This window comes from Mycoavidus cysteinexigens, from assembly GCF_003966915.1.
GTDB classification, from domain to species: Bacteria; Pseudomonadota; Gammaproteobacteria; order Burkholderiales; family Burkholderiaceae; genus Mycoavidus; species Mycoavidus cysteinexigens.
In genome coordinates this window covers 919775-934397 of sequence record NZ_AP018150.1, presented here as the reverse complement: position 1 = coordinate 934397, position 14623 = coordinate 919775, and the positions used below count along the sequence as shown (strand labels likewise).

The 14623-nt window shown below is 46.2% G+C and carries 3 protein-coding genes; 1 reads left to right on the top strand and 2 read right to left on the bottom strand.

Annotated features, from left to right (window positions below; all coding sequences use genetic code 11):
• Positions 1 to 9 precede the first annotated feature (9 nt).
• Positions 10 to 2064 carry an NAD-dependent DNA ligase LigA gene (gene ligA, locus MCB1EB_RS04035; protein WP_045362784.1) on the bottom strand — a complete coding sequence of 685 codons (2055 nt, stop codon included), beginning with the start codon at positions 2062 to 2064 and terminating at the stop codon, positions 10 to 12.
• A 516-nt stretch (positions 2065 to 2580) separates the two neighbouring features.
• Positions 2581 to 3258 carry a response regulator gene (locus tag MCB1EB_RS04030; protein WP_045362787.1) on the bottom strand — a complete coding sequence of 226 codons (678 nt, stop codon included), beginning with the start codon at positions 3256 to 3258 and terminating at the stop codon, positions 2581 to 2583.
• Positions 3259 to 12530: 9272 nt separating this feature from the next.
• On the opposite strand from MCB1EB_RS04030, the gene MCB1EB_RS04015 reads away from it, so the two are divergent.
• A complete protein-coding gene (locus MCB1EB_RS04015) occupies positions 12531 to 13967 on the top strand; it encodes a hypothetical protein (RefSeq protein ID WP_126353873.1) in 1437 nt (478 codons plus the stop codon).
• Positions 13968 to 14623 lie beyond the last annotated feature (656 nt).

The window sequence follows — 14623 nt, the reverse complement described above, 5'->3', positions numbered from 1 at the left end:
CGGACACGATCATTCTGGCGACGACTCTACGCTTGCCAATAACTGACGTAGACCATCTTCATCCAACACTTCAATGCCCAGTGTCTCGGCTTTCGCAAGTTTGCTACCCGCCTCGGCCCCAGCAATCACATAATCGGTTTTTTTTGAAACTGAAGCCGCTACTTTTGCCCCCGCGGCCTCCAGTTGCGCCTTTGCTTGCTCGCGCGTGAAATTCAGTAAACTTCCTGTCAGAACTACCGTTTTACCGGCCAAGGGTCCTGCGCTAGGCCGCGCAGCAGGTGGTCTCTCAGGCCAGGTCACGCCTGCGGCGCGTAATTCTTCAATCACCTCAAGATTATGCGCTTGAGCAAAAAATTGGAGGATCGCTTCCGCCACGACTGGCCCTACGTCATTGACTTCGAGCAGCACTTCACGCGATGCCTGTATCAGAGGATCAAGCGCGCCGAAATAACGGGCTAGATCAAGCGCGGTTGTTTCACCCACATGACGTATGCCAAGCGCATAGATAAAGCGCGCCAATGTAGTCTGCTTAGCCTGATGTAACGCGGCCAGTAAATTTTGCGCAGATTTATCAGCAAAACGCTCGAGTTCCACCAGCGTTGCAAAGTCTAGTTTAAACAAATCAGCAGGCGTGCGCACCAGATTTTTTGCGACGAGTTGTTCGATAATTTTTTCTCCCAGGCCATCAATATCTAGCGCGCGCCGCTGCGCAAAGTGCCACAGCGCTTGCTTACGCTGTGCGGCACACGCTAAAGCGCCGGTACAGCGAGCAATCGCCTCGCCCGGTAAGCGCTCAATCGCAGATCCGCATACTGGGCATTCGGTTGGCATCTCAAAACCATATGCATCAGCGGGCCGACGTTCAGTTAAGACGCTGACCACTTCTGGAATCACATCGCCAGCGCGCCGCACAATCACCGTATCGCCAATCAAAATATCCTTGCGCCGCACTTCATCTTCATTGTGCAAGGTGGCATTGGTCACCATTGCCCCCCCTACAAACACCGGCTCAAGCCGCGCGATTGGGGTGATAGCGCCAGTGCGGCCCACATTAACCTCAATTGCAATCAACTTAGTTAACGCCTCTTGCGCAGGAAATTTATGCGCCAGCGCAAAGCGCGGCGCGCGCGCAACAAAACCAAGCTGCTGCTGCTCTTCCAGCCGGTTCAGTTTATAGACTACGCCATCAATCTCATAAGGCAATGTATTGCGTTGCTCGCTCATCGCCTTAAAAAAGCCAAGCAACCCCGCCACTCCCTGTACGACCGCACGCTTCTCACAAACCGGGATGCCTAGCTCTAGATACCAATCAAGCAAAGCTTGATGTGTTGGCGGCATTGCCATCCCAACAAGCGCGCCGATCCCATAAGCAAAAAATGACAACGACCGGCTGGCGGTGATTTTGGGGTTGAGCTGGCGCAAGCTACCTGCTGCCGCATTACGTGGATTAGCAAACTCTTTCTGGCCGGCGGCCCGCTGGCGCTGGTTTAAATTTTCAAAAGCGCTTTTCAGCATAAACACCTCTCCCCTTACCTCAAGCAACTCAGGGATAGAGGCGCCTTTCAAGCGCAGTGGAATCGAATGCACAGTCCGAATATTGGCGGTAATATCTTCCCCGCGCACACCATCGCCCCGGGTTGCCGCTTGCACGAACACCCCATCAACATAGCGCAACGCCACCGCAAGACCATCAAACTTAAGCTCACATGCATAATTTAAACTTGCTGCTGGCTCGGTCTTATACAGCCCTTGGGTACAGCGTTTATCAAATGCTTCAATTTCTTCGTCGCTAAAACCATTATTTAGTGACAACATTGGCAGCGTATGCATAACTGGCTGAAAGCCTTCGGCGACCTGGCCGTTTACGCGTTGCGTAGGAGAATCGGGGGTCAGCAAGTGAGGGTTTTCAGTTTCAATGGCCGCTAACTCGGCAAACAATCGGTCGTATTCGGCATCGGGAATTGCCGGAGCATCCTGTACGTAATAAGCGTAATTGTGCTTCTCGATTTGCGCGCGCAACCTGGCCGCGCGCTCAGCTTTGTCATTGTCTACTGGGTTATGCATGAATTAAGTTTGATGGGAAGAACGCTATGAAGCCAATAGGATACCGGCAAATACCCCAGGCGGCCATTGTGCCAGAAAGCTAACCTTGATTCGCTGGTGCTTTCAAAAAACTTTATTTTAAAGAGCTAGGCATTATTTTAGTGCGCCATGCGCAATCTGCAACCCGCTTTTGAGTGCTGATGGCTTTATATACCAAGCTCTACGCGCGCCATATAGCAAGCTTCTCAATATCATCCATAATACGTATTTCCTAATTGAATGCGAAATATTGTTTTGCTGCGCGCAATCTAGTTTTAGGTTATTGATTTGACAAGTTGATTCGGTGATTCAAAACTACATAGATTAATCAAGAACAGAGGGAAATTAAATTGACTCAAAGCTCAAAATTTTATCAATTTAAATCACGCTGCAGGGTCTAACAATCGTACCAGGCCAGCGCCTGAATTGAGCCAAGAAAGCCTTTGTTAAACGACAAATATCCTAGGCAACCACTTTGCCAAATGGGCTAGCCTTAATTTATTCTTGCTTTAAAAATGGGCCTATTTTGAAGAGCTGGTAATCGTTTTGAATACCCAGCTTGCGATAAGCAGCTCGCTTTTGAGCGCTAATCGTTTTAATACTGCGTGAAAATTTCTCTGTGATTTGCGTCAATGTCAGGCCATCAAGACAGCAACGTAAAACTTCACGCTCACGAGGAGATAGATTGTCGTAATCTGTCCTTAATTCGTGCCCCGTTCCTGATGCAGCCGCTTCGCCCAGCATAAAAGATGGAACGGATAGCTGCTCAGCTAACTGAGAGCCTAAATAAGCTTGCCCCGAAGCAACCGTGCGGATCGCATTCGGCAGCTCGGCTAAATTCTGGCGCTTACTGAAAAAACCGCGCGCACCCGCGCGCATCACTAACATCATAGTGGCCGGATCATGATGTGCTGAGGCCACTAGAATTTTAATCCCCTCATAGCGCACGCTCAGATAGCGAACCAAATTCACGCCATCGAGATCGTGTTCCCCCAATGAATAATCAATTAGCAAAACATCACAAGTATGGTTTCTAAGCGCGGCCAGCAGAGACCGGCTGGTCATGAAAGTACCAACGATCTGAATATCCTGTGCGGCATGCAATTGTGTCTTAAATCCATCCAAAACTACCGGATGGTCGTCAAGCAACATAACGGTTAAAGCGGGAATAGCCATAGCATCTAGCTAGAGTAGGCAGTACAGCCCAAACATAAAGTAGCAAAGAAAAGAAAGAGAAAACAGCACAATTATATACTGACTCATCTTAGCAACCTTGATATCGTCTCATATCGAGCAGCTATCTCAACATAAGACAAACTAAAATTCAAGGTCTTTTGAACGGGAGGTAGCGGAATGTCGGATCTTGCACTAGCTACTCTGTTTGAAACCCTCAAAGGGTAATGTAGCCCCCCTCTGAGTTAGCAGCTTTTGATTCATCTCGCTTAATCCTACCACCCCTTCCAATAACGCTTCCTTCACCATCAGCTTATTAACTGGGGACATCCAACTCAGGTGCGCATGAACTCCATCCGCCTCTCCTATGAGCTCCCACTGACGAACAAACTCGCCACTGCCTGTCAACAGATTGGATCCCTCACGCGTCGCTTTCCAGGCTATGCTAATGACCGGCTCGGTAAGTTCTTGAATCACTCTTAGACAGTCACCCGATGCGACATCCCACAGACGCACCGTACTGTCATCACTCCCCGAGGCGAGCTGCGATCCGCTCGGCGAATACACCACGCTATTAACAGAGGAGGTATGTCCTTCTAAGGTGTGCACAGACGCGCCGCTTTCCGACTCCCACACACGCACCGTACTGTCATAATGCCCCGAGGCAAGCTGCGATCCGCTCGGCGAATACACCACGCTATTAACAGCGGAGGGATGTCCTTCTATGGTGTGCACAGACGCACCGCTTTCTGCGTCCCACACTCGCACCATACCGTCTAAACTCCCCGAGGCGAGCTGCATTCCGTTCGGCGAATACGCCACGCTGCTAACATAGGTAATATGTCCTTCTAAGGTGTGTACAGACGCACCGCTTTCTGCGTCCCACACTCGCACCGTACTGTCAAAACTCCCCGAGGCGAGCTGCCTTCCGCTCGGCGAATACACCACGCTAGTAACAACCCAGGTATGTCCTTCTAAGGTGTGCACAGACGCGCCGCTTTCTGCGTCCCACACTCGCACCGTACTGTCATCACCCCCCGAGGCGAGCTGCGCTCCGTTCGGCGAATACACCACGCTACTAACCCTGTTGGTATGTCCTTCTAAGGTGTGCACAGACGCGCCGCTTTCCGCCTCCCACACATGCACCGTATTGTCATGGCTCCCAGAAGCGATCTGCGATCCGTTCGGCGAATACACCACGCTCCTAACAGAGTCGGCATGTCCTTCTAAGGTGCGCACAGACGCGCCGCTTTCCGCTTCCCACACACGCACCGTCTTGTCCCAACTCCCCGAGGCGAGCTGCGTTTCGCTCGGCGAATACACCACGCTATAAACAGCCCAGGTATGTCCTTCTAAGGTGTGCACAGACGCGCCACTTTCCGCTTCCCACACACGCACCGTCTTGTCATAACTCCCCGAGGCGAGCTGCGTTCCGCTCGGCGAATACACCACGCTAGTAACAGACTGGGTATGTCCTTTTAAGGTGTGCACAGACGCACCGCTTTCCACGTCCCATACACGCACCGTCTTGTCAAAACTCCCCGAGGCGAGCTGCGTTCCGGTCGGCGAATACACCACGCTAAAAACCCTGTCGGTATGCCCTTCTAAGGTGTGCACAAGCGCCCCGCCTTCCGCCTCCCACACACGCACCGTATTGTCAGAACTGCCAGAAGCGATCTGATTACCACTCGGCGAATACGCAACACTCCAAACAGCCCAGGTATGTCCTTCTAAGGTGAGCACAGACGCCTCGCTTTCCGCCTCCCACACACGCACCGTATTGTCACTACTCCCAGAGGCAAGCTGCGTTCCGTTCGGCGAATACACCACGCTAGTAACAGAGGAGGTATGTCCTTCTAAGGTGTGCAAAGCCGCTCCGCTTTTCGCGTCCCACACACGCACCGTACTGTCATCACTCCCCGAGGCGAGCTGCGAACCGCTCGGCGAATACACCACGCTATTAACCCTGCCGGTATGTCCGCGTAAAGTGTAGGTTTTTTCCCAACTCGAGGCCTTATACACACTGATCTTACCGTTATCAAGCCCTACTGCACAGTTTTTCCCATCCGGGGAATACGCGCAGGAATTCACGCCGCTTTTCTCTTGGAGATAAGCCCATTCGCCAAACTGCACCCCAGCCAACTCCGCACCGCTTAAATTCGCCTGCCGCAGCCAACTCGCTCTAAGATTAGCATTACTCAAATCCGAACCTTGCAACTGCGATGAATCAAATACGCCATTACTCAGGTCCGATCCAGGTACCTGAACTCCTCTTAAATCACATCCAATAAACTGCACCCCCGCTTTCACCAATACCGTCAATGCATTCGACGCTCCTCTTTTTACATCTCCTCGAGTCTTCGACGCTTTCACCCACGATAAAAGTGCCTTCAGAAATACTCTATCCTCTTGCACTCGCTCTACTAAAAAACTCTGCACTGCTGGGTCTTCTACTACATTCACTGCGTTGAAGCGCACCGATGGCTCAATTTCAAATCCATCTCCTAGACCTTCCCATAATGGGCGTACATTTCTTATCGCTCCGAGTTTCTTCGTGTGCTCTACATCAGCACTCTTAGCCCCTCCTCTCAACTCCTCCCACAACGCTCTCGCCACAAAATAATCTTGAATCGATTTATGAACAAACTCATATTGATCGTCTCGGCAGATCAGCGGCGCATTAAAGCGTAATAATTTAATCTTTTCATTACTATCACTGAAAAATTTATCTCGCCAATCTTGTGTCGTCGTATTAAATTCATCATAGGAAAGCAGCTCCGAATATGTCACACGTACCAATCCAGCCTGATACATCTCTATTGCTAAATCTTGGCCGAATTTTGTGCCATGCTTAATAAAAGCTTTATTTAGAAAATGAAAGGCCTTCTGTTCTGCGTCAGTTAAGCGAATACCGCTCAAACGATCTTGCGAGCGCTCAAACCAACTCTCTACAAATTGATCATATAATACAAGCCGAGTAATACGCTGGCTGCTATTCTTGTATCTCTCAGCCAAAGTTGGCAACTCGCTCAAGGCCAATTTCAGTAAAAAAGGATTGCGTATCAACTCTTTGACTTCTGAGCGCTCTAAAATTTCTCTATGCTTCGTGACACTTTTTTCTAATTCTGGGTGCGTTTTTTTATATTTGTTTACATATTCCCCAATTGTTAAATCAGAGAATTGCGCAAGCTGGTATGTTTGAAGTAAGTACGCCTGACCTTTCGGATGGAACTGCCGCTCATATCGATCTCCCAAATACTCTGGTCTACTGCTAACGATGACTTTGGCTTGCCACTCATCCAGTTCATTTTCTATATAGAAGAGGCGGGTTCGGTCTTTAATTTCATCATAGCCATCTAAAATAAAGATAAAACGATAATTTACTTTTAGATCAGCTATCTGGTCCTTTGTAAACCCTTCTTTTTTTAGGTACTCTGAAATTAAATTAGTATTCGGCTCTTTCAAACTCGATAGCGAAATAAATAATGGGATGGGTGTCTGGCCAGACTTATTAGCTTCTTTGTCATAGGCTTCCCATAGGCTACGCGCCAGATACCGATTAAAGGTTGATTTCCCAGAACCTGCTTCCCCCAACAAAAGCAACACTTTCTTTTCTTCTGAAGCCAAGAAATCTCTAACCTTCTCTTCCAGGCTAAGACGCTCTCTTATATTCGTAATTGAGGTACACTCCGGCGCGACGTACATTGCCAATGCATCTTTGATCTCTTTGTCTTTTTGCAGGCTTTCTAAATATTTTTTCTGCAACCCCTCAATACCTAAACTAGCTAGCGGAGCATTATCCGGTTGCATAGCCATGCTTTGCAGTGGTCTCAGGATTTCTCGCAATAATTGAGCATCTGAGCCTGTTGAGTGGTAATGCACCGTAATTTCGTTATGCGAGCCAACAGTTGGGATATTTATCAAGCCATAATTAATTTGCATGACAGCCCCTGCTGTCTCATCAACCCTATCCATTGAATGGGTTTGTGTCGCATTAGAAAAAGCCGAAGCTATTTGAGGGAAATACGAAGCTAAGGAAGGTTGAGTATTTTGGCTTGGATTAATCGGCGACATGCTGGCTACCCCTTTTTAATAATTTGTATTTAACCTATATCTGAATGATCCATGCTCAGATAAAAAATTTAGTTCTTACTGAATAAAACTTATTTAACCTAAATTACGACAGCATAGGCCATCGGCAGTATCAGAAACTCTAAAAGTGATCTCGCTACTTTGACTTCTATTCTTGCATAACTACCCGCTTATACTATTTACGCTAATGCTGCTCCTCTCTGAGTTAACAGCTTTTGATCCACCTCGCTTAACCCCACAACCCCTTCCAATAACGTATCCCTCACCGTCAGTTCTCCATGCCCACTACTCCAGCACAACATCGCCTTATACTCCCCTTCATCATTTTTCAACTCCCACTCCCGCACTGATTTATCAGCATTTCCACTCGATAAATAGGCAGCGTTCTCACTCCATTTCCAGGCTACACTATTTACCCTCCCTGTAGCCCCTTCAATCAGCAAGAGACAAGCTCCCGAATATACCTCCCACAATCGGACTGTATTATCAAAACTCCCCGAGGCTAGATGATCTCCGAGCGGCGAATACACTACGCTACTAACACTATCTTCATGTCCGCGTAAGGTGTGAACAACCGCTCCGCTTACGGCGGACCACACTCGCACCGTTCTATCCAAACTCCCCGACGCTAGATGATCACCTCTCGGCGAATACACTACGCTAGTAACATAACTGTTATGCCCTTCTAAGGTATGAACAACCGCCCCGCTTGCCGCAGACCACACTCGCACCGTCCTATCCCCACTCCCCGAGGCTAGATAATCTCCTCTCGGCGAATACACTACGCTACTAACCGCTTCAGTATGCCCTTCTAAGGTATGAACAACCGCTCTGCTTGCCGCGGACCACACTCGCACCGTCTTATCACTACTCCCCGAGGCTAGATGATCTCCTCTCGGCGAATACACTACGCTACAAACAACGCCTGTATGCCCTTCTAAGGTATGAACAACCGCTCCGCTTGCCGCGGACCATACTCGCACCGTCTTATCATAACTCCCCGAGGCTAGATGATCACCTCTCGGCGAATACACTACGCTAGTAACATAACTTTTATGCCCTTCTAAGGCGTGAACAACCGCCCCGCTTGCCGCAGACCACACTCGCACCGTACTATCCCCACTCCCCGAGGCTAGATGATCCCCTCTCGGCGAATACACTACGCTAGAAACACCACCAGTATGGCCGTCTAAGGCGGGAACAACCGCTCCGCTTGCCACAGACCACACTCGCGTCGTCTTATCACTACTCCTCGAGACTAGATAACCTCCTCTCGGCGCATACATTACGCTAGTAACACGGCCTGTATGCCCTTCTAAGGTATGAATAACCGCTCCGCTTACCGCAGACCACACTCGCACCGTCTTATCACTACTCCCCGAGGCTAGATAATCTCCGCTCGGCGAATACACTACGCTAGTAACACGGCCTGTATGCCCTTCTAAGGTATGAACAACCGCTCCGCTTGCCGCGGACCATACTCGCACCGTCTTATCATTACTCCCCGAGGCTAGATGATCTCCTCTCGGCGAATACACTACGCTACTAACCCTGTCTGTATGCCCTTGTAAGGTGTAAACAACCGCTCCGCTTGCCGCAGACCACATTCGCACCGTACTATCCCAACTCCCCGAGGCTAGATAATCTCCGCTCGGCGAATACACTACGCTACTAACCGCTTCAGTATGCCCTTTTAAGTTGTGAACAACCGCTCCGCTTGCCGCGGACCACACTCGCACCGACTTATCCTCACTCCCCGAGGCTAGATAATCTCCTCTCGGCGCATACACTACGCTAGTAACAAACTTTGTATGCCCTTCTAAGGTGTGAACAACCGCCCCGCTTACCGCGGACCACACTCGCACCGTACTATCCCAACTCCCCGAGGCTAAATGATCTCCGAGTGGCGAATACACTATGCTAATAACAAACTCTGTATGCTCTTCTAAGGTGTGAACAACCGCTCCGCTTGCCGTAGCCCACACTCGCATCGTCCACCTACTCCCCGAGGCTAGATGATCTCCACTCGGCGAATACACTACGCTAGTAACTCTATCTTCATGTCCTTCTAAGGTGTGGATTTTTTCCCAATCCGAAGTCCTATACACGCTGATCTTACCGTTATCAAGGCCCATCGCGCAGGCTTTACCATCGGGCGAATACGCGCAGGACGTCACTTCGTCTTCTTCTTGCAGATAAGGCAATTCACCAAACTGCACTCCTGACATCTGCGACCCGCGTAAATTCGCCTGGCGCAACCAGATCGCACGAAGATTAGCTCTGCTCAAATCTGACCCTTGTAACTGCGCTGAGTCAAATACTCCAAAACTCAGATCCGATCCAGGCACCTGGATTCCTCTTAAATCACATCCAGTAAACTGCAATCCCGCTTTCACTAAGACCGTCAATGCATTCGACGCTCCTCTTTTTACATCATCTCGGCTCTTCGACGCTTTCACCCACGATAAAAGTGCCTTCAGTAAATCTCTATCCTCTTGCACGCGCTCTACTAAAAAACTCTGTACTGCGGCGTCTTCTACTACATTCACTTCGTTGAAGCGCACCGATGGCTCAATTTCAAATCCATCTCCTAGACTTTCCCATATCGGACGTATATTTCTTATCGCTCCCAGTTTCTCGGAGTGCTCTACGTCATGTCTATTAGCGCCCCTCCTCAACTCTTCCCACAATGCTCTCGCTACAAAATAATCCCGTAAGGATTTATGGATAAATCGATATTCCTTGCCTAAATTATTTGGCCTGTCCTGGCAGATTAAGGGCGCATTTAAGCGCATCAACACTGTCGTTGTATCTTCATTGCTTAGTAATCGCTTGTGCCAATCCGCCTCTGTAGAGGTGTCATTTTTTTTCCATCTCGCATGGGTGACTGCCTGATAATGCGTTATCACTTCTCCTGCTTTATACATTTCCAATGCCAGCTCCTTGCTAAAATCCACTCCGAAATCAGCAAAGCCTTCCCTCTCCAAATCTTTGAATTCTTTTCTTTCTTTTGAGCCAACCTCAAGTATCTGGTTTAGCCTCTGTTGCGAACGGTCAAACCAGCTTTTTACGAATTGATCATAAATTGCAATTCGAGTAATGCGCTGCTTCTCTACTTGCTGCCTCTGGCTCAATTCAGGCAACACGCTCAACGTTATTTTCAACAAAAACGGATTACTCACCAACTCTTTTAAGCTCGGCTCTTCCAACTCTTCTTTATATTTCTCAGCACTCCACAAAGCATGGGGATGCTTTTCACTATATCGATCAATATACCGCTTTATCGTTTCATCCGAAAAAGGCGCTAATCGATATTCCTGTAACGTGGTATGCTCGCCTGACGGATGAAATTTATATTGATAGTTTGACCCTAAGTATTCTGGACGGCTGGTGATTATGATTTTCGAGCCTATCCAGTTATCTAACTCATTATCTTTATAAAATACCTGCTGCCGATGCTCGATCTCATCAAATCCATCCAGTATTAATACAAATCGATGTTTGCTTTGCAATTCTTTGACATGCTCTTTCGAGAACCCCTGCTTCTCAAAAAAGGCACTCACCAGATTCCGATCCGGCCCTAACCAGCTCGATAATCCTATAAATATCGGAATTGGCATATTTTCTGACTTACTGCCTTGGATATAGGCTTCCCACAAGCTCACCGCGAGATCTCGATTAAAAGTCGACTTACCTGAACCCGCTTCACCTAGTAGGAGTAAGACTTTTTTGTTGGAGTTCAAAAAATCTTGAACCTTGCTTTTTAAATCGAAGCGGATTGAATCGTGAAGCTCCATCCCTTCTGGCGCTACATAGTTCGACAACGCGTCTTTAATTTCGTTGTCTTCTTTTAAACCTTTTAAATACCTTTTTCGCAAATCCTCAATAGCCGAATTTAAGTTGATCAACGGCTTAATATTCGGTTGCAAAGCAAAAATATGTTGCAACATCAGGGTTTCTATCAACTTCGAATCTGCCGCCGCTAAATGTATATGGTTATTCGCTGTATTGTTATTGCCAATGGTCAAGTTATTTAAAAAACCATTACCGATTTGCACGTTACTTTCACTTGGATCATCGGTTCGTTCTTGCGTATCAGAAAAAGCTGAAGCCAATTTCGGAATATATGATGCTAAAGAAGGTTGAGTGCTCTGATTCGGACTAATCGGCAACATGCTGGGCGCTCCTCTCTAATAATTTGTTGATCTTCTGAATACCTCATTACCCGCTACGAATCCAACTTTCGCTGAATAAAACCTCCGGCTTCAAAGCTGGCACATAGGCAACGCCAAAACTTTCGAAAATATTCGACTTTTACTCGAAGTTTTGTGCGCGCAATTTTACGTCAAAAGGCGAGTAGACCGCTGGAGTTTCACCATCAGCCCCTCTCAGATCAGTGCTTAAATCTCTCGATTTACACTGCTCCCATCAAGCAAATCCACCCACCATCTCTTCTCGCCAATGTACAAATGGATGCGGTTGCCTCTTCGCTACATTTTTAAGTAAGAGACTCGCCCGCTTTTTGTGGCCTTTGAGCTTGCGATACTTTGCCATTGCCCACGCCACAAGCGTTCTGTTGAAGTGTCTCAGCACCGGATACATGGCCGATCTACGATACCTGCCATAGTACTCTAGCTACCCTCTCAGAATTGGGTTATGCAACCTTGCTATATCTGACAAACTCAGATCCGTATGGTTGCGGTAGCCTTTCTTTCGAGTCGTCTGCCTCATTGCTTTCTGCGCTGTCGCACTAACCATACACGTAAAACTTACTGCCACCGATGAAAAATAAATACCTATAAAACCCTACCAATACTCCACAGCAAATAAGTCATTACGCAAAATTAAATCTATAAATAGATCCAAAATTCTTCAGCACGTAATTGATGTCTTCTTCGAGCGTTTGTGCGTCTTGAGCTTTAAAAGCAAGCCATTTATGCTTAATGAGGTACCAAAGCTTTCAATCCGATTTAACTCAGGGCTGTAGGAGGCAAAAAGTACAGCGTTAAACCTTTCTCCTTCTGCAAAAAGGCTAATTCATGCTGAATGGCGCGTGCGTGATGAATAACAGGTTCGGGACCCAGCACTATTTTTCGCCATTTTTATACCCCCCCCGAGCCGAGTCTGTAAGCTGCATACTCGATCCAAAGCGATATGTTTTTTGCTATCAAGGAATGAAGGTTATGCTACCTCGTAAAATTAATCCATCAAATAACCCTTCGACCGATAGACATGATAAATTAGAACAACCAAACCCTGAGCGCAAGCATCAGGTGCAGAATTTTATTAAACAAACGAAAAAATCTATCGTTAACTCTTTACCTGCCGCCAAAAATAAAGTCATAAAACTGGCAAAAAAAATAACACCATTAGAAATAAATTATTGTATTTCTCTGCATACTAGCGAAGCCTTCAGAGAATTAGTCAAAGATAAAAAAAAACCTGGCGAGCTTCCTAGAGCTTTTATAAATCGCATAAAAAATGAACCGTCCATCTTAATTTATAAAAATAAAATGAAAATAGATAAAATTTTCCAAAAAAAAGGGGAGCATAGAATTGATGAATATAATAGCTCCGAAAAAGGTGAAAAGACCTATCAAAAAAAACAAGAATCCATTGTAAGAGAATATACTGTTCATTCCTGCGTTCGATGGGAAAATAATAGTTTGGATAAAACTCAAATTGCGTGCCGGCGTCAAGCAGGTATCCGTATTCTAGACTACCAAAAAAATCCATCTAATACTAACGGCAAGCTTGATTTATCCAGTAAGGGTTTTAATGAATTTCCTAACGCCATATTTTTATTATCTGACCTAAAAGAACTGAATTTAAAAGGCAATGGACTCACCGAACTCCCAGAAGATTTCACTAGTCGAATTACAAAAAGCCTAGGAGATAACTCAGTCATTAAATCCATCGATCTTCGTGATAATCCGTTACAGGTCAACGAAAAATTGATAGAGGTTGTGAACGAGCTGCGGCAGCATGGATGTAGCGTAAAGCTTAGTGAGAATATCGAAAATGAGATTAAAGAATTTGGTTACCAATCTTATCTCGAAGCATTCAACAAAACCCTTCTTAATTCCGTCGCGCAAAAAATCATAGAAATTTTGGACAAGTCAGGATTCGATCAAAATATGACTCAAAAAATAGAGAGGGAAATTTCGAAAAAAAATTATACTTTTTGTTTCGAAAAATTCAATACAAATGATATTAAGTCAGTCAAAGAATTTTATGGGAAAATACCGTCAATAATTAAAAAAATTGACGAAGCATATAAAAACGGATCTAAAACCTTATCTCTTGAAAACATAGGATTGGAGTCATTTCCCGAGGTGCTTATACATTTAAAAAATCTGGAAAATTTAGATTTAAGTGGTAACTCGATTGGCTTTATACCTGCCAAATTATTAGAAATGGATCACCTAAAATTAATTAATCTCACTAATACTGGCCTGGCCACCACATCTTTTGAGAGTCTACATAGCTCTGACAATTTGACTGTTTCTCTTGAAGCAACGGAAGCCTCTAGAAAAGAAACGTTAGATATCATCAACCAACTTCGTTCGAAGGAGGTAAAAGTCATTACCGATCCCCCACGGCAGAAAGTTACAAGTTAGCGGTCACTTTAACTTAACCGGCACAATCCCATTCTATCGAAAAAGATGAGACACTTCATTCAAGCACTCTGGCATCTCTACCCCAAGGTAAGAGCAAATCCTCTGTAAGCGCCGTTTATCGTCAACTCGATACAGTCCGTTAAAATCGGATGCAAACCTGGCATGGCCGTTTTTAACACCTAATAACCTTCCGTTAAACATTCTTCATTATTGTCGCGCTAAGTTTGCATAAAGCGCATACACATTGACGGCAGCTACGGTTTCCGTTCAAATCGACTGACAAAATTGATAAAGCGCCCTACTCCCGCCGGGTGAATTCGCAATGTATTACATTGTTCGGCAAACCTTATGTTGACAAATTTCCTCCTTATAGCCGGCTTGTATTGCTAGGCTGAGATTATTTTATTCTGATCTATTATTTTAATAATTCATTCGTAATCCAACACATTTTTTCGCTTTTTATTTTATCAACTAAACCAAAGTTGTAAACTATGAGGCCAACTCATTTCTTATACATTTTTAGTTTTCATGTCGATTCAGGATACGTGAATCGACATGAAAACACTGTAAAAGTAATCTAGATTTGATTTTCATAAAATAGTAAACAATTATTTCACTGAGTAAATTGACAGCAAATTTAATGTCAAACCGATCAC